Origin of the sequence: Aeromonas oralensis (assembly GCF_049665575.1) — a bacterium.
GTDB lineage: Bacteria > Pseudomonadota > Gammaproteobacteria > Enterobacterales > Aeromonadaceae > Aeromonas > Aeromonas hydrophila.
Genome location: NZ_CP187186.1, coordinates 3,571,370 through 3,593,652 on the forward strand (window position 1 = coordinate 3,571,370; position 22,283 = coordinate 3,593,652).

General features: G+C 62.6%; 19 protein-coding genes and 3 pseudogenes. 18 read left to right on the plus strand and 4 right to left on the minus strand.

Going from position 1 to position 22,283, the window contains the following annotated elements; all coding sequences use genetic code 11:
- Positions 1–2: 2 nt before the first annotated feature.
- Both ACPDZI_RS16505 and glyA read right to left on the minus strand, forming a co-directional pair.
- Positions 3–437: a hypothetical protein gene (locus tag ACPDZI_RS16505; protein ID WP_438834588.1), complete on the minus strand. Its 435-nt coding sequence runs from the start codon at positions 435–437 to the stop codon at positions 3–5.
- Positions 438–566: 129 nt separating this feature from the next.
- Complete coding sequence (glyA, locus tag ACPDZI_RS16510) at positions 567–1,820, minus strand: serine hydroxymethyltransferase (RefSeq protein WP_106553204.1); 1,254 nt, start codon at positions 1,818–1,820, stop codon at positions 567–569.
- Positions 1,821–2,252: 432 nt separating this feature from the next.
- Between glyA and ACPDZI_RS16515 the strand changes: the two genes are divergently transcribed.
- The 7 genes and pseudogenes from ACPDZI_RS16515 to ACPDZI_RS16545 all read left to right on the plus strand — a co-directional run bounded on the left by ACPDZI_RS16515 (position 2,253) and on the right by ACPDZI_RS16545 (position 8,623).
- A complete protein-coding gene (locus ACPDZI_RS16515) occupies positions 2,253–2,540 on the plus strand; it encodes a hypothetical protein (protein ID WP_168966620.1) in 288 nt (95 codons plus the stop codon).
- A gap of 23 nt (positions 2,541–2,563) precedes the next feature.
- The gene (locus ACPDZI_RS16520; protein WP_438833491.1) at positions 2,564–2,968 is read left to right on the plus strand and encodes a GFA family protein; all 405 of its coding nucleotides are present in this window, start codon (positions 2,564–2,566) and stop codon (positions 2,966–2,968) included.
- Positions 2,969–3,116: 148 nt separating this feature from the next.
- Positions 3,117–3,761, plus strand: coding sequence for a molecular chaperone TorD (torD, locus tag ACPDZI_RS16525; protein WP_276846559.1), 645 nt, complete (start codon positions 3,117–3,119; stop codon positions 3,759–3,761).
- A 7-nt stretch (positions 3,762–3,768) separates the two neighbouring features.
- Complete coding sequence (locus tag ACPDZI_RS16530) at positions 3,769–4,137, plus strand: hypothetical protein (RefSeq protein WP_146062902.1); 369 nt, start codon at positions 3,769–3,771, stop codon at positions 4,135–4,137.
- Between the two features lie 169 nt (positions 4,138–4,306).
- Complete coding sequence (locus tag ACPDZI_RS16535) at positions 4,307–5,446, plus strand: hypothetical protein (RefSeq protein WP_438833492.1); 1,140 nt, start codon at positions 4,307–4,309, stop codon at positions 5,444–5,446.
- A complete protein-coding gene (locus ACPDZI_RS16540; protein ID WP_162275762.1) occupies positions 5,436–6,068 on the plus strand; it encodes a hypothetical protein in 633 nt (210 codons plus the stop codon). Before ACPDZI_RS16535 ends, ACPDZI_RS16540 begins: the two co-directional genes overlap by 11 nt.
- Positions 6,069–6,173: 105 nt before the next feature.
- A pseudogene (locus tag ACPDZI_RS16545) lies at positions 6,174–8,623 on the plus strand (sensor domain-containing protein).
- 18 nt (positions 8,624–8,641) lie between these two features.
- Here ACPDZI_RS16545 and ACPDZI_RS16550 read toward each other — a convergent pair.
- Positions 8,642–8,938: a hypothetical protein gene (locus tag ACPDZI_RS16550; RefSeq protein ID WP_268013559.1), complete on the minus strand. Its 297-nt coding sequence runs from the start codon at positions 8,936–8,938 to the stop codon at positions 8,642–8,644.
- A 168-nt stretch (positions 8,939–9,106) separates the two neighbouring features.
- Here ACPDZI_RS16550 and acs point away from each other — a divergent pair, with 168 nt between their 5' ends.
- The 7 genes and pseudogenes from acs to ACPDZI_RS16585 all read left to right on the plus strand — a co-directional run bounded on the left by acs (position 9,107) and on the right by ACPDZI_RS16585 (position 16,982).
- A complete protein-coding gene (gene acs, locus ACPDZI_RS16555; protein WP_194759355.1) occupies positions 9,107–11,053 on the plus strand; it encodes an acetate--CoA ligase in 1,947 nt (648 codons plus the stop codon).
- 266 nt (positions 11,054–11,319) lie between these two features.
- The gene (aroQ, locus tag ACPDZI_RS16560; protein ID WP_016351748.1) at positions 11,320–11,769 is read left to right on the plus strand and encodes a type II 3-dehydroquinate dehydratase; all 450 of its coding nucleotides are present in this window, start codon (positions 11,320–11,322) and stop codon (positions 11,767–11,769) included.
- Between the two features lie 36 nt (positions 11,770–11,805).
- The gene (accB, locus tag ACPDZI_RS16565; RefSeq protein ID WP_029304298.1) at positions 11,806–12,261 is read left to right on the plus strand and encodes an acetyl-CoA carboxylase biotin carboxyl carrier protein; all 456 of its coding nucleotides are present in this window, start codon (positions 11,806–11,808) and stop codon (positions 12,259–12,261) included.
- Positions 12,262–12,276: 15 nt separating this feature from the next.
- Positions 12,277–13,617, plus strand: coding sequence for an acetyl-CoA carboxylase biotin carboxylase subunit (accC, locus tag ACPDZI_RS16570; protein ID WP_438399038.1), 1,341 nt, complete (start codon positions 12,277–12,279; stop codon positions 13,615–13,617).
- A 112-nt stretch (positions 13,618–13,729) separates the two neighbouring features.
- Positions 13,730–14,008, plus strand: coding sequence for a YhdT family protein (locus tag ACPDZI_RS16575; protein ID WP_336987924.1), 279 nt, complete (start codon positions 13,730–13,732; stop codon positions 14,006–14,008).
- Positions 13,998–15,467: a sodium/pantothenate symporter gene (gene panF / locus ACPDZI_RS16580; RefSeq protein ID WP_168966613.1), complete on the plus strand. Its 1,470-nt coding sequence runs from the start codon at positions 13,998–14,000 to the stop codon at positions 15,465–15,467. The genes ACPDZI_RS16575 and panF overlap by 11 nt, the downstream gene beginning before the upstream one ends.
- 86 nt (positions 15,468–15,553) lie before the next feature.
- Positions 15,554–16,982, plus strand: a pseudogene (locus ACPDZI_RS16585) (PTS transporter subunit EIIC).
- A 2-nt stretch (positions 16,983–16,984) separates the two neighbouring features.
- On the opposite strand, the pseudogene ACPDZI_RS16590 reads toward ACPDZI_RS16585, so the two are convergent.
- Positions 16,985–17,856: pseudogene (locus tag ACPDZI_RS16590) on the minus strand (LysR family transcriptional regulator).
- A gap of 100 nt (positions 17,857–17,956) precedes the next feature.
- On the opposite strand from ACPDZI_RS16590, the gene ACPDZI_RS16595 reads away from it, so the two are divergent.
- From ACPDZI_RS16595 to ACPDZI_RS16610, 4 genes are all read left to right on the plus strand, one after another.
- Positions 17,957–18,973, plus strand: coding sequence for a zinc-binding alcohol dehydrogenase family protein (locus ACPDZI_RS16595; protein WP_438833493.1), 1,017 nt, complete (start codon positions 17,957–17,959; stop codon positions 18,971–18,973).
- Between the two features lie 527 nt (positions 18,974–19,500).
- Positions 19,501–20,379: a 50S ribosomal protein L11 methyltransferase gene (prmA, locus tag ACPDZI_RS16600; protein ID WP_010675412.1), complete on the plus strand. Its 879-nt coding sequence runs from the start codon at positions 19,501–19,503 to the stop codon at positions 20,377–20,379.
- A 300-nt stretch (positions 20,380–20,679) separates the two neighbouring features.
- A complete protein-coding gene (locus ACPDZI_RS16605; RefSeq protein ID WP_438833494.1) occupies positions 20,680–21,657 on the plus strand; it encodes a D-2-hydroxyacid dehydrogenase family protein in 978 nt (325 codons plus the stop codon).
- 73 nt (positions 21,658–21,730) lie between these two features.
- Complete coding sequence (locus ACPDZI_RS16610; RefSeq protein ID WP_049048223.1) at positions 21,731–22,279, plus strand: sugar O-acetyltransferase; 549 nt, start codon at positions 21,731–21,733, stop codon at positions 22,277–22,279.
- The last annotated feature ends 4 nt before the right edge of the window (positions 22,280–22,283 follow it).

Genomic DNA, 22,283 nt, shown 5'->3' on the forward strand with positions numbered 1-22,283 from the left:
GCTCAGTCGTCATAAGGCAGGGCATCGGGGTCGCAGCCCTGATAATCGGGTTCGGGATCCACGGCAAAGCGGCGCGCCTCGATATGGCTGTGGCCCAGCAGCAACGCCTTGCCTACCCGGTGCATGCCATCCATCACCCGGCCGGCGCTGTCCAGCAGGATGGGATAGGCGAGATCGGCCGCCATCATCAACTGGCAGTGCTCCACCACGCTGCGCACCGTGGGGCGGGCGGCGTCATGGTCGTACCAGTGCTCCTGATCGAGCTCGGCAATCTCGCCAAGCGCCACCGCCTGCACCGGCAGATCGCGGCTCAGTCGCACCAGCCGGCGCACGTCCCACGCCAGCGCCCCCTGTTCGCTGGCGCGAAAGTGGTACTGGGCGCGGATCGCCTGCCCGAGCTCAGCCTCCAGTGCCGGTTCTTGCTGTTCACTGGCCATGATCAGATTGCCTTGCCCGCTATTCTCTTCGCCATTCATAGTCATCAGGCCCCCCTGTGTTGCCAAACGCCACAAAAAAACAATGCCACCCGTGGGTGGCATTGGTCTCAAACCGGGTGAGGGCCGTTATCAGGCATACACCGGGAAACGACGGCAGATGTCCAGCACCTGTTCACGTACGGTGGCCAGCACGGCATCGTTGTCGTGGTTGTCCAGCACGTCGCAGATCCAGTTGGTCAGCTGGATGGACTCGGCTTCTTTGAAACCACGGCGGGTGATGGCCGGGGTACCGATCCGCACGCCGGAGGTGACGAACGGGGAGCGCGGGTCGTTGGGCACGGAGTTCTTGTTGACGGTGATGTTGGCTTTGCCAAGGGCCGCATCGGCCTCTTTGCCGGTCAGCTCACGGCCGATCAGGTCAACCAGCATAAGGTGGTTGTCGGTACCGCCGGAGACGATCTTGTAACCGCGCTCGATGAAGGTCGCTGCCATCGCCTTGGCGTTCTTGACGACCTGAGCCTGGTAGGTCTTGAACTCGGGTTCCAGTGCCTCTTTGAAGGCCACCGCTTTACCGGCGATGACGTGCATCAGCGGGCCACCCTGACCACCCGGGAAGACGGCGGAGTTGAGCTTCTTGTAGAGCTCCTCGTCGTCGGCGGCGGAGAGGATCAGACCACCGCGCGGACCGGCCAGGGTCTTGTGGGTGGTGGAGGTGACCACGTGAGCGTGGGGCACCGGGTTCGGGTAGACGCCAGCGGCGATGAGACCTGCCACGTGTGCCATGTCGACAAACAGCCAGGCACCGACCTTGTCGGCGATTTCACGCATGCGGGCCCAGTCAACGATGCCGGAGTAGGCGGAGAAGCCACCGATCATCATCTTCGGCTTGTGCTCGACAGCCTGACGTTCCATGTCGTCATAGTCGATCTTGCCGGACTCGTCGATGCCGTAGGGGATGATGTTGTACAGCTTGCCGGAGAAGTTGACCGGGGAGCCGTGGGTCAGGTGACCGCCGTGGGCCAGGTTCATGCCCAGCACGGTGTCGCCCGGCTGCAGCAGGGCCATGTAGACGGCGCTGTTGGCCTGGGAGCCGGAGTGCGGCTGCACGTTGGCGTAGGTGGCACCGAACAGCTCTTTGGCGCGCTCGATAGCCAGGGTTTCAACCACATCCACATACTCGCAACCACCGTAGTAACGCTTGGCGGGGTAACCCTCGGCGTACTTGTTGGTCAGCTGGGAGCCCTGGGCTTCCATGACACGGGGGCTGGTGTAGTTCTCGGACGCAATCAGCTCGATATGCTCTTCCTGACGACGGGTCTCGTCTGTGATGGCCTGCCACAGCTCTGGATCATAGCCGGCAATGGTCATGTCACGTTTCAACATCCGTTTCTCTCCTGAAAATCGTTTGCGCGATAGGTGAAGTGGGCAGGCGCATTGTAACGTGAGCTGGATCAAAGAGACAGTCCAACCACCCAAAAATTTGTTTAAAAAATGTAAAATGTGTCGCGAAATTCACAATGACCATGGCATCCAATCGGCTGGGCCGCCATCACCCGACACCCACGCCAGCCGTGCCATCGCCAGCCAGCGCCCAAGAAACATGACCGGGCCCGGACTGGTCGAACAGCCAAAACCAGAGCCAGATCATGGATATAGCATTTACTAACAGATAACATCTTTAACTGGCACAGCGGTTGTCCGGCATGCGCTGCAACGACGCGACCGGCAACGGAAGGGCCCTCTCATCGCATCCGGTCAACTGCTGCTCACGTCACCCCTTGCCTCTTTGCACTGCAGACCTCACGGGAGTAAGCCATGCTGGATAACCTGATGCTGTTTCTGATTATTTCGGTATTCGCGCTGTTCTATTGGATCTACTATACCGGCACTCGCAAGAGTCCCTTTGTCACGCAGTGGGATCAACTGCCCACCCGCGAGCAGTATCTGGCAGCCCACCCGGAAGCCATCGATGGCGACATCATCTTCTGCATTCATTGCGGCCACCATCAGCAACTGGATGTGGGCCTGGTGCACCAGACCGATTTCCGGCGCCAGCATATCTGCACCCACTGCAAGAAGACGCTCTATCGCGAGGAGCTCTGACCCATCAGCCAAGGATCCGCAAGATGACATCATTGACCGCCAGCTGCCTGTGCGGCGCCGTCGCCCTGAGCCTGCCCGACAGCTTCGACTATCTGGGCAACTGCCACTGTTCCGAGTGCCGCAAATTTTCCGGCGCCGATTACGCCCCGGTGGGCGGCCTGGATGGCGCGCTCGTCACCATCACCCAAGGAGAGGAGGCCATCAGCCGCTTCCAGAAATCCCCCGAAACCACCCTCGCCTTCTGCCGCCACTGCGGCTCCAGCCTGTTCAGCGAGAAGCGCAGCAGCGGCAAGTTGAACCTGCGCCTCGGCATTCTCGACACGGCGCCGAGCCAGCGACCCGGCTTTCACATTTTCGTCGGCTCCAAGGCCCCCTGGCACGAGATCACCGATGAGCTGCCGCAGTTCGAGACTCGCCCCACTGCCTGACACCGTCGCCGACATGCCCTGAAAAGGTCGCCTCTGGCGGCGTTTTTCCCGACTTGTTCGGCGGATTGTCACCTATGGGTTAACTTTTCCGCCAAAGCCGTTAGAATCGGGCTCAGTCTGCTTCCCGCTTGCCATCCACGGAGGAAAAATGCAGGAATTTCTGGCCACTAGCGAACGTCGGGCCGAACTTTACTGGTGGTTTGCCACCCTGTTTACCGCCCAGCTCAGCGACGAACAGATCGCCGAATACGACAGCTATGATGTGCGAAGCTTCCTGAAGAGCCTCTCCACGCTCGATCCCATGCGCCCGGCCGTGGCCGAGCTCAATGACGCCATCGCCCGCCTGCTGGTGCGTCCCGAGCGGGCCAACGCGCTGGCCAGCGACTTCCATGAGCTGTTCCTGGCCAACGACGCCGTCTCTCCCCATGAATCCGCCCACCAGGACGCCGCTGCGCTCGAGCGCATGCAGGCACGGCTGAGCCGGCTCAATATCGATGTCAGCGCCAAATACCAACAACCGGTCGATCATCTGGGGGTCGAACTGGATCTGATGGGCAATCTCATCATTCGCGCCGCCGAAGCCGCCAGCGCCGATCTGCGCGAACAGTGGCTCGGCGAGCAAGAGGCCTTGCTGCACGGCCATCTGCTGGCCTGGTTCCCGCATTTCGAGCGCGCCTGCCGCGCCACCGATCCGTTTGGCTTCTACGGTGCCAGCGCCCGCCTGCTGGGGGTCTTCCTCACCATGGATGCCAACTACCTCAGCCTGGTCAAACCGGCGCCATCCGCCGACTGAGTTCGACATGAAGACGGCCCTGCTGCTTATCGCCTGCTGGCTGCTGGCCCTGATCCCGCTGGATCAGGGCCTTACCCCCCTCGTGACCCTGCTGTTCAACCCGGACCGCGTCCTCTACGGTACTGCCCAGCTCACCGGTTTCGCCGGCATCCTGCTGACCCTCTACCTCGCCAATCTCGGGGTGGAGGTGGTACTGCGCCGCCGCTTCCAGATAGCGGGCATGCTGGCCCTGCTGGCCGCCTGGGTCGGCTTCATCAACAGCAGCGGCAGCGAGGCCCACTGGCTGCTGCTGCTCGCCCTGGCGCTGCCGTTTCACGGGCTCGGCCTGCTGGTGCTGGTGCGCGGCATCCAGGCCTTCGGCCGCCAGAAAGGCTGATAAACCGCCAAAACTATTACAAATCATGACAGCCCGATCCGCCCATCCGCCCTTGTCACAAGGGCAGACCCTCAATTCCTGGTAACATTCGCTTACATTCAGCTCCCGTTCAGTTTCGCCGCAACCGTTATAGTGCCGCTCCTTTTCCAACCAATGCAGGAGCATCAGCATGCCTCCACAGGATGCACGCATCACGGGTCTCGACCTGTTGCGAGGGCTCGTCATCTTCATGGCCGTCTTCGAGCACTACACCGGCTACCTCAACTACTGGTACATCGACTTCTTCAACCGGGAACACGCCCTGTGGGACAGCTTCTATCTGTCGCACAAGGCGATGGCCGGCCAGCTGCTGCCCATGGATCACACCACGGCCCAGGTCTCGGCCTGGCTCATTCCCTGGGTCAGCCAGATCTACCTGGCACTGGCCGCCTTCAACCTCAGCCGCCGCGATCAGGCCAGCTTCAGACCGCAACTGGGCGGCAAGCTGGTACTGTTCGCCAGCATCATTCTGGTGCTCTATGTGGAAGGGCTGGTGATCGCCCCCAACTTCGGCGAGGCCATCTCGTTCTACCCGGTGATGCTGTGGATGTGCCTGCTGGCGCTCTTCTCTCTGGTCTACGCCTGGTTCGGCGTTCGCGGCATGCTGCTGCTGACCCTGCTCAGTCTGCTGCTGGATCAGCTTGGCGTGCAGGATCTGCTCGGTCACATCGACGGCTGGATGAAGCTGCACGTGCACCCCGACTACGAGCTGGATGCCCGCCTCGACCTCTTCATGGCCAGCGGCTGCTTCGGCTTCCTCTACGGCTGGTGCTGGCATCAGCGGCCCCAATGGCGGGACCGCCTCAACAGCCTGGTGCTGATGCTCTCGCTGGTAGCGCTGGCCGTCTATCTCATGTTCGGCGAAACCAGCACGGTCGAGCTCAGCGACATCTACGCCAACGAACACGAACTGGCGATGGACATGGTCGGTCGCGCCGGCATCTGGGGCATGGAGTTTCTGGTGATCGGGGCCGTGCTCTGGCTGCATCAGCGCAACATCCGGCTGTGCTGGCGCCCGCTCAACTGGATCGGCATGTACTCGCTGACCGTCTTCATCTTCCACAAGAGTATCTTCGTGCACCTGTGGGGCCCGCTCTTGCTGTGGTGGACTGCCCGTCAAGGCACCATCTTGCCCAACAACTTCGGCCTCATCATGACGCTCAGCGCCACCAGCGTGCTGCTCATCTACGCCTTCCAGCGCTCCGGCATCATCTGCCACCTGATGGGCATGCATCAGGACCGTGACTGGGCGCGGCTCTATGGCAAATAAGTGCTGGCTGCCGCTGCTGTTCCTGACCCTGCCCCTGTCGGCCAAAGAGCCGGACAACCAGTGGCAGCTGGGCGGTCAGTGGCAGCTCGGCAGCAATCAGGCTGGAGTCCGCGCCGATGCCAGCATGCAGTTCTGGCTCGCCTATGAGCGGGAAACCCAGGTCGGCCTGCTCTTCGCCGATGGCCAGAGCGCCGGGCTGGCCTTGCCGCTCTATAAAAAGAGCTTCTTCGCCGTCGGCGTCGCGCCCATGCAGGTGGTCGATCGCAGCCGCTTCAGCGCCTTCTGGCGCCTCGGCTGGCAACTGGACGACGATCACCAGCTCACCTTGGGCCAGCTCTATGACGTCAGCGGCCGTTATGGCCAGCTCTGGTATATGGAGCACAGCCTGCCGCTGCCGGCCGAGATCTCCCTCAACCTCTGGCTGACTCGGGGCAGTCAGGCCCACATGGCTGCCTATGGGGCAGATGAGGGCCTGCGGGACTGGGGAGTCACACTGGAACGCAGCTGGCGCTGGCAGCAGTGGCGCCTTGGCACCGAGTTCGGCGCCAAGCAGTGGCTCATCAAGGAGCACGACTGGCAACCGATGATCAACCTGACCCTGAGCTATCACTTCAGCTGGTAACACCGTAAAAGGGGGCGAATGACGCCCCCTCTCTTCCCTCCAGAATGCTTCATGCCATACTCACAGCAGCTTAAATGACAAAGATGTCAATTCAGGGAGCGCGCGATGGGCGAAGAGACTTTCAATGCCATGCCGGATCCACCGCTGGCGGGGCAATTGGACATGAACGAGCTGCAGCAGCTGTTCGAACTGGCCCCGTTTGGCATAGGCGTGTTTGACCGCCACTTTCGCTGCCGCAGCGTCAACCAGACCCTGGCCGATCTCAACGGCCTCTCCCGAGAAGAACACTACGGCAGATGCCTGCGGGAAATCGTCCCCACGCTGGCTCCGGTGCTGGAGCCTCTGTTCCAGCAGGTCATCAGCAGCGGCGTCCCCCGGGTCGAGCTGAACCTGAGCGGCCATACCGCAGCCCACCAGGGTCGGCAGCGCTACTGGCAGGCCATTTACAGCCCCATGCTGGACGAACAGGGGGTGCCCGACCGCATCCTCACCATAGTGCGGGACGTCACCGAACAGGTCGAAGCACAGCAACGGCTGCAACTGGCCATGAGTGCCGGCCAGATCGGAGTGTGGGAGTGGCATGTGACGGAGGACAGGCTGCAGTTTGACGGCCAGGTCGAGCGCCTGCTCGGCACCTCGGCCAGCCAGTTTCAGGGGGGATGGAGCAGTTCATCAAGCGCTTCGATCCGCTCTCTGGCGAGCAGTTCAGGGCGGCGGTCAACGGCACGGTCCCCATTCACCTCACCCTCGGCTATCTCGGGCCGGATCAGTTGCGGGGCTGGGTCGACATTCACGCCGATCACGTGGCGGCCACCGACCATCAGGGGCGACGCATCACCGGGGTGATCCACGATGCCACCAGTCGCTGCAACCAGGAAGACAAGCTGCGCCAGGCCAACGTGGTGTTCGAGACCGCCGCCGAAGGCATCATCATCATGGATGGCCAGCGCCAGATCATCTCGGTCAACCCGGCTTTTTCCAGCATGACTCAATATGAAGAGGCGGAGATCATCGGCAAATCGCCGGAGGCCATCATGCACCCGCGTCGCCACACCGATATCGATTATCCCTGGCATACCCTGCTGCCCGGCAGTCACGCCTGGCATGGCGAGATGATGTGTCTGCGCAAGGATGGCGGCTACTTCACCTCCTGGCAGCATGTCAGCGCCGTGCACGACAGTCGCCACAACACCACCAACTACGTCATCGCCTTCTCCGACATCAGCGCCATTCGCAAGGCCGAAGCACAGCTCAACCACCTCGCCTATCACGATCCCCTGACCGAGCTCGGCAACCGCAACCTGCTGCAGGAGCGGCTGGAGCTGGAGCTCAAGACGGCGCAGCTCAACCATCAGCGACTGGCCCTGCTGTTCATCGATCTGGATGGCTTCAAGCTGATCAACGACACCCTGGGCCATAGCGCCGGCGATGAACTGCTCAAGCTGCTGGCCGAGCGGATCCGCCGCGTCCTGCGCCACAACGACGTGGCCGCCCGGCTCGGTGGCGATGAATTCCTGGTGCTGATCCCCTACTTCGAGCGGCCAGAGGAGCTATCCAGGCTCGCCGAGCAACTGCTGGCCAGCCTGCGCGAGGCGGTCGAACTCGGCCACGAGCGGGTTGCCGTCTCCGCCAGCATCGGCATCGCCCTCTATCCGGAACATGCCACCAGCCCGGAAACCCTGGTCAGCGCCGCCGACAGCGCCATGTACGAGGCCAAGAGCCGGGGCCGCAACGGCTATCTGTTCTATACCCCGGACATGACTGAGCAGACCCGGGAGCGAATGAGCATGGAGCAGGGGCTGTTCAAGGCCATCGAGCAGCATCAGCTCTGCGTCCTTTATCAACCCATGACGGAGCTCGCCAGCAACCGCATGAGCGGGCTGGAGGCTCTGCTGCGCTGGCAACACCCCAGCGAGGGGATGATAGGGCCCACCCGCTTCATCCCGGTGGCCGAGGAGTGCGGGCTTATCGAGCAGATCGGCGAGTGGGTCATGCGCACCGCCTGCCAGCAGGGACAGGCGTGGCTGGCCGCCGGGCTGGCGGTCCCCAGGCTGTCGATCAATGTGTCGGTGCGGGAGATGCGCTCGGCAGGTTACGTGGAACGGGTCGCCGCCATCCTGGCCGAGACAGGCTTCCCGCCAGAGAAGCTGGAGATAGAGGTCACCGAGAGCATCATCCAGCGGGTCGATCAGAGCCTGCAGCTGTTCAGACGCCTGAAGGCGCTGGGGGTACAGATCGCCATCGACGACTTCGGCACCGGCTTCTCCTCCCTGAGCCTGCTCAAGAGCCTGCCCATCGATCGCATCAAGATTGACCGCACCTTCGTGCAGGCACTGCCCGATGACAAGCACAGCCGGGAGCTGTGCCGCACCATCATCAATCTGGCAGACAGCCTGGGCATGGTGGTCACCGCCGAAGGGATTGAGACTCAGGCTCAGCGCCAGTTTTTGCAATCCCTGCACTGCCAGGAGGGGCAGGGCTATCTGTTCAGCCATCCGCTGGCCGAGCCCCATCTGGCCGAGCAACGGGGCTCGCGCAAGGGTGCCTGGTGCTAGCGGCGCAGGTGACGCTCATCAGTTGAACGTCAGCCTGGCATCCCACCCTTCGTCCTGCCGCCGGCGTGACTCTTCCAGCAACGCGTCCTGCGGATAGGAGGATTTTTTCTCTTCGAGGGTGACGGACACCGACGGCTTGCGAGCCAGCCAGGCCTCGCTCAACTGGCCGCTGATGTGGTCCCGCAGTGATGGGGAATCGGGCTGTGCCGGTGTCAGCGCAAGACCGTTGGCATGGGGGGCCGCCAATGCGGCCTCATCGGTGGCCTGCGGGGCCTCGAACTGCCAGAGGGAGGAGCACAGTAGCAGGGTCAACATGGGACTATCTCCGTCGATAAAACGACGTTTTACCCAATCAGCGATGAATTGTCATCGACTCGACTGTAAGCGGATGTTGCCATCTATCCAAAAGTCTAATTGCTCTCCCTCGCCAAAGGTATAAGTTGTTACCTAATCATTACAAGAATGTATTCAAAGGAGTGACACATGAGCGAGAGCAAGGTCTACCCGGTCAAAGCCCACATCAGCAACGGCGCCCTGCTGGACAAGGCAGGCTATGAAGCCATGTACCGGGCCTCGGTGCAGGATCCGGATGCCTTCTGGGGCGAGCAGGGCAAGATCCTCGACTGGATGAAGCCCTACACCAGGGTCAAGAACACCTCCTACGATCCGGGCCACGTCTCCATCAAATGGTATGAAGACGGCCTGCTCAACGTCTCTGCCAACTGTCTGGACCGCCATCTGAGCGAGCGCGGTGACAAGGTCGCCATCATCTGGGAAGGGGACAACCCGGCCGAAGATCGCAAGCTCACCTACCGCGAGCTGCACACCGAGGTGTGCAAGTTTGCCAACGTCTTGAAGGCGCAGGGAGTGCATCGCGGCGACGTGGTCTGCCTCTACATGCCTATGGTGCCGGAAGCCGCCATCGCCATGCTGGCCTGTACCCGCATCGGCGCTGTGCACAGCATCGTGTTCGGCGGTTTCTCGCCGGAAGCCCTGGCCGGTCGCATCATCGACTCCGGCTCCTCCATCGTCATCACCGCCGATGAAGGGCTGCGCGGCGGCCGCCCGGTGCCACTCAAGAAGAATGTGGATGAAGCGCTCACCAACCCGGAGACCAAGGTCAACAAGGTGATCGTACTCAAGCGCACCGGCGGCAACATCGCCTGGCACAACCACAGGGACATCTGGTGGCACGACGCCGTCACCACCGTCAGCGCCGACTGTCCGCCGGAGGCGATGGGGGCCGAAGACCCGCTCTTCATCCTCTACACCTCCGGCTCCACCGGCAAACCCAAGGGGGTGTTGCACACCACCGGCGGCTATCTGGTCTATGCCACGCTCACCTTCAAGTACATCTTCGACTACCACGAAGAGGACATCTATTGGTGTACCGCCGACGTGGGTTGGGTCACCGGCCACTCCTATCTGGTCTACGGACCGCTTGCCAACGGCGCCACCACCATCATGTTTGAAGGGGTGCCCAACTACCCGGCCACCAATCGCATGAGCCAGGTGGTGGACAAGCACCAGGTCAGCATCCTCTACACCGCCCCCACCGCCATCCGGGCGCTGATGGCCAAGGGCAACGAGGCGGTAACCGGCACCTCCCGTTCGAGCCTGCGCATCATGGGCTCGGTGGGCGAGCCCATCAACCCGGAAGCCTGGGAGTGGTACTACCGCACCATCGGCGAGGAGCGCTGTCCCATCGTCGATACCTGGTGGCAGACCGAGACTGGCGGCATCCTCATCAGCCCGCTGCCCGGCGTCACCGATCTCAAGCCAGGCTCGGCTACCCGTCCCTTCTTCGGCGTGCAGCCAGCGCTGGTGGACAACATGGGCGAGCCGCTGGAGGGGGCCACCGAGGGCAACCTGGTGATCACTGACTCCTGGCCGGGCCAGATGCGCACCGTGTTCGGCGATCACGAGCGCTTCGAGCAGACCTACTTCTCCACCTTCCCCGGCCGCTACTTCACCGGCGACGGTGCCCGTCGCGACGAGGATGGCTACTACTGGATCACTGGGCGGGTGGATGATGTACTAAACGTCTCGGGCCACCGCATGGGTACCGCCGAAATTGAATCCGCGCTGGTCTCCCATCCCAAGATCGCCGAAGCGGCGGTGGTGGGCGTGCCGCACGAGATCAAGGGTCAGGGTATCTATGCCTATGTCACCCTGATTGCTGGCGAGGAGCCGAGCCGCGAGCTGCATAAAGAGGTGAAGGAGTGGGTCCGCAAGGAGATCGGCGCCATCGCCACCCCGGACGTGATCCACTGGGCCGAGGGGCTGCCCAAGACCCGCTCCGGCAAGATCATGCGGCGAATTCTGCGCAAGATCGCCACCGGCGAGACCGACAGCCTGGGGGATATCTCCACCCTGGCGGATCCGGGCGTGGTGGACAAGCTGATCCGCGAGAAGTCGGAAGCAGCCTGATCCTGACTGCGTTCCTGCCTACAAAGCCGGCCTCGAGCCGGCTTTGTCGTCTTTGCTACTGAGCGTTTCAACAACGCACCGATTAGCGCAAAAAATAGACAGATGTAGAGATTAGACCAGTAAAATGCTGCTAATTTTCACGAAATCAATATAATTGCGAAATCTGTGTGCCAGTGCACACCGATTTGCGCAGAAAATGACTAGATTTCTGATAGTCCACAAGATGGCTGACAGATAGCAGCATTATCATCGAGGATGTACTCAATATGTCGCAAAAACACCGAATTCTCCTGCTCAACGGGCCGAACCTGAACCTGCTGGGCAAACGGGAACCGGGCATCTACGGCAGCAAGACGCTCGATGAGATCGTCGCCGATCTGACGCACAACGCCGGCGAACTCGGGGTCACACTGGAACACCTGCAATCCAATGCCGAACATGAGTTGGTCGGCCGCATTCACCAGGCCATGGGTCAGGTGGATTTCATCATCATCAACCCGGCCGCCTTCACTCACACCAGCGTCGCCATCCGCGATGCGCTGCTGGGTGTGGCCATCCCCTTTATCGAGGTTCACCTGTCCAACGTCCATGCCAGGGAACCCTTCCGTCATCACTCCTATCTGTCTGATGTCGCCAAAGGGGTCATTTGTGGGCTGGGGGCCGATGGCTACCAATTCGCTTTAACCGCGGCCGTGCACCAGTTGCGCGCGGCTTGATAATCACTGATCAGATAAAGAAGAAAGAGAATGCTAATGGATATCCGCAAAATCAAGAAGCTGATTGAACTGGTTGAAGAGTCCGGCATCGCCGAACTGGAGATCTCCGAAGGTGAAGAGTCCGTTCGCATCAGCCGCAACTTCTCCGGTCAGGTGACCGCTGCTCCGCAGATGATCATGCAACAAGCTGCCGCCCCGGTTGCCGCTCCTGCCGCCGCACCGGTTGCTGCTGCCCCGGCTGCCGACGCCATCCCGAGCGGTCACCTGATGCGCTCCCCGATGGTTGGCTCCTTCTACCGCTCCTCCAGCCCGGAAGCCAAGCCGTTCGTGGAAGTCGGTCAGCACGTCAATGTCGGCGATACCCTGTGCATCGTCGAAGCCATGAAAATGATGAACCAAATCGAGTCTGACAAGGCCGGTGTGATCAAAGCGATCCTGGTTGAAAATGGTCAGGCCGTCGAATTCGACGAGCCGCTGTTCATCATCGAATAAGGGAAGTCGCCACCCATGTTGGACAAAGTAGTCATCGCCAACCGCGGTGAAATTGCCCTGCGGATCCTGCGCGCCTGTAAAGAGCTCGGGATCAAGACAGTGGCCGTTCACTCCACCGCCGACCGGGAGCTCAAGCATGTGCTGCTGGCCGACGAAACCATCTGTATCGGCAATCCGGCCAGTACCGACTCCTACCTCAATGTGCCGGCCATCATCGCCGCCGCCGAGGTGACCGGTGCCGTCGCCATCCACCCGGGTTACGGTTTCCTCTCCGAGAACGCCGACTTCGCCGAAGTGGTCGAGAAATCCGGTTTCATCTTCATCGGCCCGCGCGCCGAGACCATTCGCCTGATGGGTGACAAGGTCTCCGCCATCGAGGCGATGAAGAAAGCGGGCGTGCCCTGCGTACCGGGCTCTGACGGTCCGGTCGACAGCGATGCCAAGCACAACGCCGCCATCGCCAAGCGCATTGGCTACCCGGTGATCATCAAGGCCGCCGGCGGCGGTGGTGGTCGCGGCATGCGCGTGGTGCGCAGTGAAGCCGAGCTGTCTGCCGCCATCGCGCTGACCAAATCCGAAGCAGGCCAGTTCTTCAAGAACGACATGGTCTACATGGAGAAGTACCTGGAGAACCCGCGCCACATCGAGATTCAGGTGTTGGCAGACGGCCAGGGCAACGCCCTCTATCTGGGTGAGCGCGACTGCTCCATGCAGCGTCGTCACCAGAAGGTGGTCGAAGAGGCGCCGGCACCCGGCATCACCGAAGAGATGCGCAAGTTCATCGGTGAGCGCTGCGTACGCGCCTGTATCGAGATCGGCTACCGCGGTGCGGGCACCTTCGAGTTCCTGTACGAAAACGGCGAGTTCTATTTCATCGAGATGAACACCCGTATCCAGGTTGAGCACCCGGTCACCGAGCTGGTTACCAGCGTGGATCTGATCAAGGAGCAGCTGCGCATCGCCGCCGGTCAGCCCCTGTCGATCACCCAGCAGGACATCCGCATCCGTGGCCATGCCATCGAATGCCGGATCAACGCCGAAGACCCGGCCACCTTCATGCCGTCTCCAGGCCTGATCCAGCGCTTCCACGCGCCGGGTGGTCTGGGCGTACGTTGGGATTCCCACATCTATGCCGGCTACAAGGTACCGCCCTACTACGACTCCATGATCGGCAAGCTGATCTGTTACGGTGAAAACCGCGACGTCGCCATCGCCCGCATGCGTCAGGCGCTGGACGAGCTGGTGGTGGAAGGGATCAAGACCAACGTCTCCCTGCAAAAAGAGATCATGAAGGACGAAAACTTCCAGCACGGTGGGACCAACATCCACTACCTGCACAAGAAGCTCGGTCTGTAAGGATCCTTGACGAAGAGCGCCATGTCGGTGGACGTCGGCTCCGCAAGGAGCCTCTGCTAAAAAAGGGCCATGGCGACATGGCCCTTTTTTGTTATCCTTGCGCCCCTCAAAATTGTCGGAGGCCAAGGTGAATCGTTTCGCGCTCGCTCGCCGGGAAGCAGCCCTCTGCCTGCTGCTGACCCTGCTCTACTTCCTTGCCTGGTATGGCACGGCCTATTTCATCCCCGCAGAGATCGAATACTGGGACATGCCGCTCTGGTTCCTGCTCAGCTGCATCCTGATGCCGCTGCTGTTCATCGTGCTGTGCGGCCTGATGGTGGATCGTCTGTTCGTGGACATCCCCCTCGACTCCCCTCCCCTCGATGCCAAGGAGCCTTACCATGAATCTTGAGCTGATGCTGCCGTTGTGCATCTATCTGGTGCTGGTGCTGGGAGTCGGCTTCTGGGCCAGCCGCCACAGGGTGGGCGGCGACTTCGTCCAGGAGTACTTCATCGGCAACCGCAGCATGGGCGGGCTGGTGCTGGCCATGACCCTGGTGGCCACCTACACCTCTGCCTCCTCCTTCATCGGCGGGCCGGGAGCGGCCTACAAGATTGGCCTTGGCTGGGTACTGCTGGCGATGATCCAGCTGCCCACCGTCTGGCTCACCCTGGGGGTGCTTGGCAAGAAGTTCGCCATCATCGCCCGCCGGGTCAATGCGGTGACCATCAACGACATGCTGTGGGCCCGCTACCAGAGCAAGGCGGTGGTGGTGCTGGGCTCGGTTACCATCATCCTCGCCTTTATCGCCACCATGGTGGTGCAGTTCATCGGTGGCGCCCGTCTGCTGGAGACCGCCACCGGCCTCAGCTATCAGCAGGGGCTCCTGCTGTTTGCCAGCTGCGTGCTGCTCTACACGGTGATCGGCGGCTTTCGCGCCGTGGTGATGACCGATGCGCTGCAGGGGATCATCATGCTGATCGGCACCGGCGCGCTGCTGGCGGGCATTCTGGTGGCCGGTGACGGCCTGCCCAACCTCATCCACCAGCTCAAGGTGATCGATCCCAAGCTGGTGAGCCCGCAGGGGGCCGGCGACATGCTGACCCAGCCCTTCATGCTGAGCTTCTGGGTGCTGGTCTGCATCGGGGTGGTGGGGCTGCCCCACTCGGCGCTGCGCTGCTTCGGCTATCGCGACAGCAAGGCGCTCCATCGCGGCATCCTCATCGGTACCATAGTCAGCGCCTTGCTGATGTTCGGCATGCACCTGGCCGGCGCCCTGGGCCGCGCCATCCTGCCCGGCATGGACAGCCCGGACAAGATCATGCCCTCCCTGATGATGGAAGTGCTGCCTCCCTGGCTGGCCGGGGTTTTCCTGGCGGCGCCCATGGCGGCCATCATGTCTACCATCGACTCCCAGCTGATCCAGGCCTCCGCCACCCTGGTAAAAGATCTCTACCTCAACTACTTGAGTCCGGAGAAGGCCGGCCAGGAGAAGCTGGAGGTGCGGGTGCCGCGCCTCTCCCTGCTCTGCACCCTGATCCTGGGTACCCTGGTGCTGCTGGCGGCGCTGCAGCCCCCCGAGATGATCATCTGGCTCAACCTGCTCGCCTTCGGCGGCCTGCAGGCGGTGTTCCTCTGGCCACTGGTGCTCGGCCTCTACTGGTCGCGGGCCAACGGCCCGGGGGCCCTGGCCAGCATGGTGTGCGGCATCCTCTGCTACGCCATCCTGAGCCAGTGGGAGATCAAGCCGGCCGGCCTGCACGCCATCGTGCCGAGCCTGGGGCTGGGGCTGATTGCCTTCGTGCTGGTCAGCCTGCTCACCCCGGCCCCGAGCCAGCATGTGCGGCGCTTGTTTGAGCCGCAATCATAAATGGATTAATAAAGGGTTCCGAAACTATCCCAAAATGGGTGTTTTACGGGTAAACTGTGCGCCATGTCACAAAATACCGCACCCTTATGCCCGTACAGAACGCCAGACAGATCCTGACCCAAGCCCTGCAGCGACTCGGTTACGCCCTGTTGCTGCCGGTCTCCATCCTGCCGCTGGCCGCGCTGCTCTATCGGCTCGGCCAGCCGGACGTGCTGGATCTGGCGGTGCTCTCCCTCACCGGGCCGCGCCCTGTTCAGCCAGATGCCGCTCATCTATGCGGTGGCCATCGCTTTCGGGCTGAGTCGCCAGGGTGAAGGCACTCAGGCGCTGGCCGGCGCGGTCAACTTTCTGCTGCTGAGCTCGGCGCTCGGCACCCTGGCCCCCGGCCTGCACAGCGACATGATCTGCGGCCTGCTGGCGGGATTGACCACCGCCATCGTCTACCCCTGGCTCAAACGCCACCCCATGCCCCACTGGCTACGGCTGGTCAACGGCGACTTCACCAGCCTGCTCGCCTCGGCGTTCACCTGTCTGCTGCTGGCCTTCCCCCTTGCGCTGCTCTGGCCGCTGCTGGAACAGGGCATCACCCTGCTCGCCTCCGAGCTGCTCACCACCCCGTTCGGCGCCTTCTGCTACGGCGTGCTGAACCGGCTGCTGATCCCGCTCGGTCTGCATCAGGTGCTGGGCAGCCTCATCGGGCTGGGGGAAAGCAACCTGCAGGCACTGGCCAGCGCCCAGCCGCTGCACGAAGGCTATGTGGCCGGGCTCTATCCCATCATCATGTTTGGCCTGCCGGGCGCCTGCTTCGCCATCTGGCTGCACCGCCAGCGCATGCAGCGACTGCCGCAGGGGGGCTTGCTGCTCACCCTGGCGCTCACCTCGGCGCTGGTGGGCATCACCGAACCCATCGAGTTTCTGTTCGCCTTCACCGCCCCCTGGCTGTTTCTGGCCCATGCCCTGCTGACCGGCCTGTCGCTCGCCACCTGCAGCGCGCTCGGCATCAAGGTGGGCAGCTACTTCTCCGCCGGCCTGCTGGATCTGGTGCTGAGCTACCACGCCGGCGAGCACAGCTTCTGGCTCATTCCGGTCGGCATCCTGTTCTTCGTCGCCTACACCTTGCTGTTTTATCAGCTGCTGGAGCGCACGCCCCTCAGCCTGCCGAGCAAGCCCATCGCGCCGGAGCACCCGCGCCTTGCCAGCGTCGCCCCCTCCGATCCCCAGATGCTGGCGATCCAGTACCTCAAGATGCTGGGGGGCATGGACAACCTGCAGGCGATGAGCGTCTGCCTGACCCGCCTCAGCCTGCGGGTGCGCGACATCTCACTGGTGGATCAATCCCGCCTGCTGGGGCTGGGCTGCCTCTCCTGGATCCAACTCAACGACCATCAGCTGGTGCTGGTGCTGGGCCCCAACGCCAGCCTGATCGAAGGGCAGATCCGCATGCTGGCGGAGCGTCAGTCGGTGCCGCTCGGCCTCAAGCCCAATCAGGAGTCCGCCGGCCAGAGCGGCTGGTAGCCTCAGGCAAATGGCAACCGCTCGGCCACGAAATCCATCAGGCTGCGCAGGGCGGGCGCCAGGTGCTCCCTGCTCGGATAGATGAGGTAGAAGGGGTTAGGCGGCACGGCGAGCTCGGGCAACACTTTTTGCAAGCGACCACTCGCCAGATCCCCTTCGCAGACATGATGGGGCAGCAAGGCAATTCCCCCCTCGTTGATGGCCAGCTCCCGCAGCGCCAGCAGGCTGTTGCTCAGACAAGCCCCCTGCGGCCGCCAACCTCCCTCCTGCAACGGCCACACAGGCAGCGACGTGTGCACCAGGCAGGCGTATCGCCCCAGCTCGCTCAGCTGTTGCGGTGTGCCGTGGGCCGCCAGATAGGCGGGCGCCGCCACCAGATGGCGCGGCACCTGACCGATGCGCCGGCAGATCAGGCTGGAATCTTTCAGCGGTGCCGCCCGCAGCGCCAGATCATAACCCTCCCCCACCAGATCAAGCTGCTCATCGCAGAGGGTCAGCTCCAGCACCACCTCCGGATAGAGGGCCCGAAACTCGGCCAGGATCCGGCCGAGCAGCAGAGTACCGGTCGCCTCCGGCGCGGTGATCCGCACCCGGCCGCCGGGGCAGCGCGCAGCCGCGCCATCGCCAGATTGGCGCTGCGGGCCAGCGCCAGCAGCGCCCGGCACTGCTCCACATAGACCTCTCCCTGCGGGGTCAGGCTCAGCCGGCGGGTGGTGCGCTGCAACAGGCGCACCCCGAGCTGGGATTCGAGCCGCGAGATCTTCTGGCTGACCGAGGATTTGGGCATGCCGAGCAGCTCGGCCGCCCCGGTAAAACTGCCCTGCTCCACCACAGTGGCAAACAGCCCCATCAGCTCCAGTTCGACATTGTTCATATATTCAAACAGTCTTTACCAATTACCCATCTTAATCTGAATAATCAACCAGACTAGAGTGGCTGGCAATCCCCATCCAACCGATTTGAAAGGAACTGCCATGAAAGCCATCGCCCTGACCCACTATCTGCCGAGCGATCATCCCGACTGCTTCATCGAGGTCAATCTGGCCGACCCGACGCCGGGCCCGCGCGACCTGCTGGTGCGGGTCAACGCCACCTCCATCAACCCGGTCGACACCAAGGTGCGCGCCCCCAAGGCCAAGGTCGAGAGCAGCCCGCGAGTGCTGGGCTGGGACGCCGTGGGCGAAGTGATCGCCGTCGGCCGCGAGGTGACCCTGTTCAAGGTGGGCGACCGGGTCTGGTATGCCGGCGACATCAGCCGCCCCGGCAGCAACAGCGCCCTGCAACTGGTGGATGAGCGCATCGCCGCCCTCGCCCCCACCAGCCTGAGCGACCTGGAAGCAGCCGCCCTGCCGCTCACAGCCATCACCGCCTGGGAAACCCTGTTCGAGCGCATGCGCCTCACCCGCGAGAGCCGCGGACGGCTGCTGATCATCGGCGGCGCCGGTGGCGTGGGCTCCATCGCCATCCAGCTGGCCCGCCAGCTCACCGGCATGGAGGTGATCGCCACCGCCTCGCGCCCCGAGACCCGGGCCTGGTGCCTGCAGATGGGGGCCCACCAGGTGGTGAGCCATCACCAGTTGCAGGAGGAGCTCACCGCCCTCGGTATCACTCAGGTAGATGCCATCTTCTGCACCAATGCCACCGAGCAGCACTGGGATGCCATGGCCAGCCTCATCAGCCCGTTCGGCCATATCTGCACCATCGCCGAATCGAGCGTGCCCTGGGACCTCTCCCTGCTCAAGAGCAAGAGCGTCACCTTCAGCCAGGAGTTCATGTTTACCCGCTCCCTGTTCCAGACCCCGGACATGATCGAGCAGCACAACCTGCTGGGGCTGGTCGCCGCCCTGGTGGATCAGGGCGTGGTCAAGACCACACTCAGCAAGGTGGTGGCCGAGCTGACCCCGACCACCCTGGCTCAGGCCCATGCCGAGGTGGAAGCCGGCCGCATGGTGGGCAAGCTGGTGATCGACATGAGTCAGTTCGACAACTAATCCCTTATGGGTAAAAACTGCACCATCATGGGGTGAACTCACCAGTGACAAGCCCCATCACAGCACAGCTCACATCAGGCAACAGACAGTCACCACGCAGCATCACCATAAAAAGAGCCAAAAAAAGGGGCCATCCCGCCGGGATGGCCCTAAATACCTGAACGTTGGGGTAACAATCACACACATATCCTTATGCAGGACCTCTGTATCTTTGCAGCTAGTGTGCCAATCCCACCCCTCTCCCCGCTTGCTTGCCACATTGCACCCTGCCACCGGGGTCTGCAGCCCCCGGCCAACCTGCAGGCAAAAAAAAAGCCACCCGAAGGTGGCTGAAAAAGATGACGGAACTTTCCTAGAGCAAAGCATTCAGCGGGAACAGGTTGCTTCCCGTCACCCAATGAGGAATACATTAACCGTGCCAATTCGGCAAAGACCGCATCCTCCACCACACTGCATGGGCAAACCACGACAGCACACGCCCATGATGATAGAATCCCGCGGTTTCACATTTATGAAGAGTCGACGCCATGCCCTGGATACAAATTCGAATCAACGCCACTGCCAAGACCGCAGACAAGGTGAGCAACATGCTGCTGGGGCGTGGTGCCCAGGCGGTGACCTTTATGGATGCCAAGGATGTGCCCGTCTATGAACCCATGCCGGGCGAAACCCCGCTCTGGGGCGAGACTGAAGTAATGGGGCTGTTCGACGCCGAAACCGATCCGGCGCCCACCATCGCCTTCTTCCAGCAGATCTTCGGTGAGGACGTTGGCTACAAGGTGGAGCAGCTGGAAGACAAGGACTGGGTGCGCGAGTGGATGGATCACTTCCACCCCATGCAGTTCGGCGAGCGGCTCTGGATCTGCCCGAGCTGGCGCGACGTGCCGAACCCCGATGCGGTCAACGTCATGCTGGACCCAGGTCTGGCCTTCGGTACCGGTACCCACCCCACCACGGCGCTCTGCCTGCAGTGGCTGGACGGTCTGGATCTGGCCGGTAAAACCGTGGTCGACTTTGGTTGCGGCTCCGGCATCCTCGGCATTGCCGCCCTGAAACTGGGTGCCGCCCGGGTCATCGGCATCGACATCGATCCGCAGGCCATCCAGGCCAGCCGTGACAACGCCGAGCGCAATGGCGTCGCCGATCAGATAGAGCTCTATCTGCCGGCGGATCAGCCGCAAGATGTCGAAGCGGACGTGGTGGTCGCCAACATCCTGGCCGGCCCGCTGCGCGAACTGGCGCCGCTGATCGCCGGCCACGGCAAAGCGGGCAGCCTGATGGCCCTCTCCGGCGTGCTGGAAAGCCAGGCGCCGGAGCTGGAGACCATCTACGGCCAGTGGTTCGAGATGGATCCGACCGCCGTCAAGGAAGAGTGGTGCCGCCTCTCCGGCCGCAAACTCGGCTAATAAGCAACAAACCACAGCGGCTGCCAACCCATCGGCCGCAAACTCGGCTAATAAGCAACAAGCCACGGCAGTTGCCAACCTATCGGCTGCAAACTCGGCTAAGTCATTGACACAAAGCTGCCAACGGGGCTCCCACACGGGAGCCTCGCCTGTTTTCAACCTGCCCGCAGCAGCCACCTCTCTGGTACGGCCAACCAGCACCATCCATACCCGCACTGCAATCAGTGCTCATTTGACCACACAGCTCACCCCGTTTCCGGTAGGATAGGCCGCCAGCCCCCCTTGCGACACGGAGTGCTTATGCGGATTGCCATACTGGATGACTCTCAGGATCAGGTGCGTCATCTGCCCTGCTTTACGCGCCTGGCAGGCCACGACGTCACCATCCTCACCCAAAGCGAACCTGACCCCGAGCGCCTTGCCGCCAAGCTGGCAGGGGTGGAAGCGCTGGTACTGATCCGCGAGCGCACCCGCATCGACGAGGCGTTGCTGCGCAGGCTCCCCTCCCTTCGGCTCATCAGTCAGACCGGCAAGATCAGCCAACATATCGACCCCCTCCTGTGTCAGCGCCACGGGGTGGCCGTCGCTGAAGGCATCGGCAGCCCGGTGGCGCCCGCCGAGCTCTGCTGGGCGCTCATCATAGCCGCCTCCCGCCACCTCCCGGCCTATTGTCATGCCCTCGCCCAGGGACAGTGGCAGCAATCCGGTACACTGGGGCTGGGCCGTACCTTGCAGGGGCTGACGCTCGGCATCTGGGGCTACGGCAAGATTGGCAGGCTGGTGGCCGGTTACGGCCGGGCCTTTGGCATGTCGGTGCTGATCTGGGGCAGCGAGGGTTCCCGCCAGCAGGCCGAGCGGGATGGCCATGCCAGCGCCCCCGACAAGGAGGCCTTCTTTCGTGACGCCGACATCCTCTCTTTGCATCTGCGCCTGCACGAGGCAACCCGTGGCTGTGTGACCCGCACCGATCTCGCGCGGATGAAGGCCGACTCCCTGCTGGTCAACGTCAGTCGAGCTGAGCTTGTCGAACCGGGCGCCCTTTATGCTGAACTCGCCGCCAACCCCACCCGGCGTGCAGCGCTCGACGTGTTCGACGCAGAGCCGGCCACGGCGCAAAGCGAGCCTTTGCTGCGCCTGCCCAATGTGCTGGCCACGCCCCATCTCGGCTATGTGGAGCGCAACAGCTACCAGCTCTACTTTCAGGCCGCCTTTGACAACCTGATTGCCTTTGCCGAGGGCAGGCCGACCAATCTGGTGCTGCCCGTAGCGGGCCGCTGATCACGGTTATCCGGCGGCCGGACCGCTAACATGTGAACCCCATGCGCCACCAAGGCAAGCCACAGGAGCAGCCATGACCGAGTACGACAAGATGATCGCCAGCCAGCCCTACAACTGCATGGCACCGGAACTGGATCTGTTGCGCCGGGAGACGGCCCGTCTGTACCGCCGCCTCAATCGCAGCGACAAGGAGGATGAGCAGCTGGCGCTGCTGCAGCAGATCGTCGGCGAGCTGGCCCAGGGTGCCTTCATTTGCCCGCCCCTCTACTGCACCTATGGCCGCCACATCTACCTTGGCGAGCGCAGCTACATCAACATGGGGGCCACCCTGCTGGACAATGCCCCCATTCGCATCGGCGCCGAGGTGATGATTGGGCCAAACGTGCAGATCTACACCGCCGCCCATGCGCTGGATGCCGATGAGCGCATTCAGGGGGTTGAGACGGCGCTGCCGGTCACCATTGAAGACAGGGTCTGGATTGGCGGCGGTGCCATCCTGCTGCCCGGTGTCACCATAGGGCGGGAAGCTGTTGTGGGCGCTGGAGCCGTGGTCACCAAAGACGTGCCGGCCGGCGCCAGGGTGGTGGGCAACCCGGCCCGGCTTTTGCCAGTCAAAGACTAGGCAG

What these genes read in the sequence shown, in the direction of transcription:
- ACPDZI_RS16505 (WP_438834588.1), bottom strand. Translation starts at nt 437, where the DNA reads ATGGCCAGTGAACAGCAAGAACCGGCACTGGAGGCTGAGCTCGGGCAG.
- glyA (WP_106553204.1), bottom strand. Translation starts at nt 1,820, where the DNA reads ATGTTGAAACGTGACATGACCATTGCCGGCTATGATCCAGAGCTGTGG.
- ACPDZI_RS16515 (WP_168966620.1), top strand. Translation starts at nt 2,253, where the DNA reads ATGCTGGATAACCTGATGCTGTTTCTGATTATTTCGGTATTCGCGCTG.
- ACPDZI_RS16520 (WP_438833491.1), top strand. Translation starts at nt 2,564, where the DNA reads ATGACATCATTGACCGCCAGCTGCCTGTGCGGCGCCGTCGCCCTGAGC.
- torD (WP_276846559.1), top strand. Translation starts at nt 3,117, where the DNA reads ATGCAGGAATTTCTGGCCACTAGCGAACGTCGGGCCGAACTTTACTGG.
- ACPDZI_RS16530 (WP_146062902.1), top strand. Translation starts at nt 3,769, where the DNA reads ATGAAGACGGCCCTGCTGCTTATCGCCTGCTGGCTGCTGGCCCTGATC.
- ACPDZI_RS16535 (WP_438833492.1), top strand. Translation starts at nt 4,307, where the DNA reads ATGCCTCCACAGGATGCACGCATCACGGGTCTCGACCTGTTGCGAGGG.
- ACPDZI_RS16540 (WP_162275762.1), top strand. Translation starts at nt 5,436, where the DNA reads ATGGCAAATAAGTGCTGGCTGCCGCTGCTGTTCCTGACCCTGCCCCTG.
- ACPDZI_RS16550 (WP_268013559.1), bottom strand. Translation starts at nt 8,938, where the DNA reads ATGTTGACCCTGCTACTGTGCTCCTCCCTCTGGCAGTTCGAGGCCCCG.
- acs (WP_194759355.1), top strand. Translation starts at nt 9,107, where the DNA reads ATGAGCGAGAGCAAGGTCTACCCGGTCAAAGCCCACATCAGCAACGGC.
- aroQ (WP_016351748.1), top strand. Translation starts at nt 11,320, where the DNA reads ATGTCGCAAAAACACCGAATTCTCCTGCTCAACGGGCCGAACCTGAAC.
- accB (WP_029304298.1), top strand. Translation starts at nt 11,806, where the DNA reads ATGGATATCCGCAAAATCAAGAAGCTGATTGAACTGGTTGAAGAGTCC.
- accC (WP_438399038.1), top strand. Translation starts at nt 12,277, where the DNA reads ATGTTGGACAAAGTAGTCATCGCCAACCGCGGTGAAATTGCCCTGCGG.
- panF (WP_168966613.1), top strand. Translation starts at nt 13,998, where the DNA reads ATGAATCTTGAGCTGATGCTGCCGTTGTGCATCTATCTGGTGCTGGTG.
- ACPDZI_RS16595 (WP_438833493.1), top strand. Translation starts at nt 17,957, where the DNA reads ATGAAAGCCATCGCCCTGACCCACTATCTGCCGAGCGATCATCCCGAC.
- prmA (WP_010675412.1), top strand. Translation starts at nt 19,501, where the DNA reads ATGCCCTGGATACAAATTCGAATCAACGCCACTGCCAAGACCGCAGAC.
- ACPDZI_RS16605 (WP_438833494.1), top strand. Translation starts at nt 20,680, where the DNA reads ATGCGGATTGCCATACTGGATGACTCTCAGGATCAGGTGCGTCATCTG.
- ACPDZI_RS16610 (WP_049048223.1), top strand. Translation starts at nt 21,731, where the DNA reads ATGACCGAGTACGACAAGATGATCGCCAGCCAGCCCTACAACTGCATG.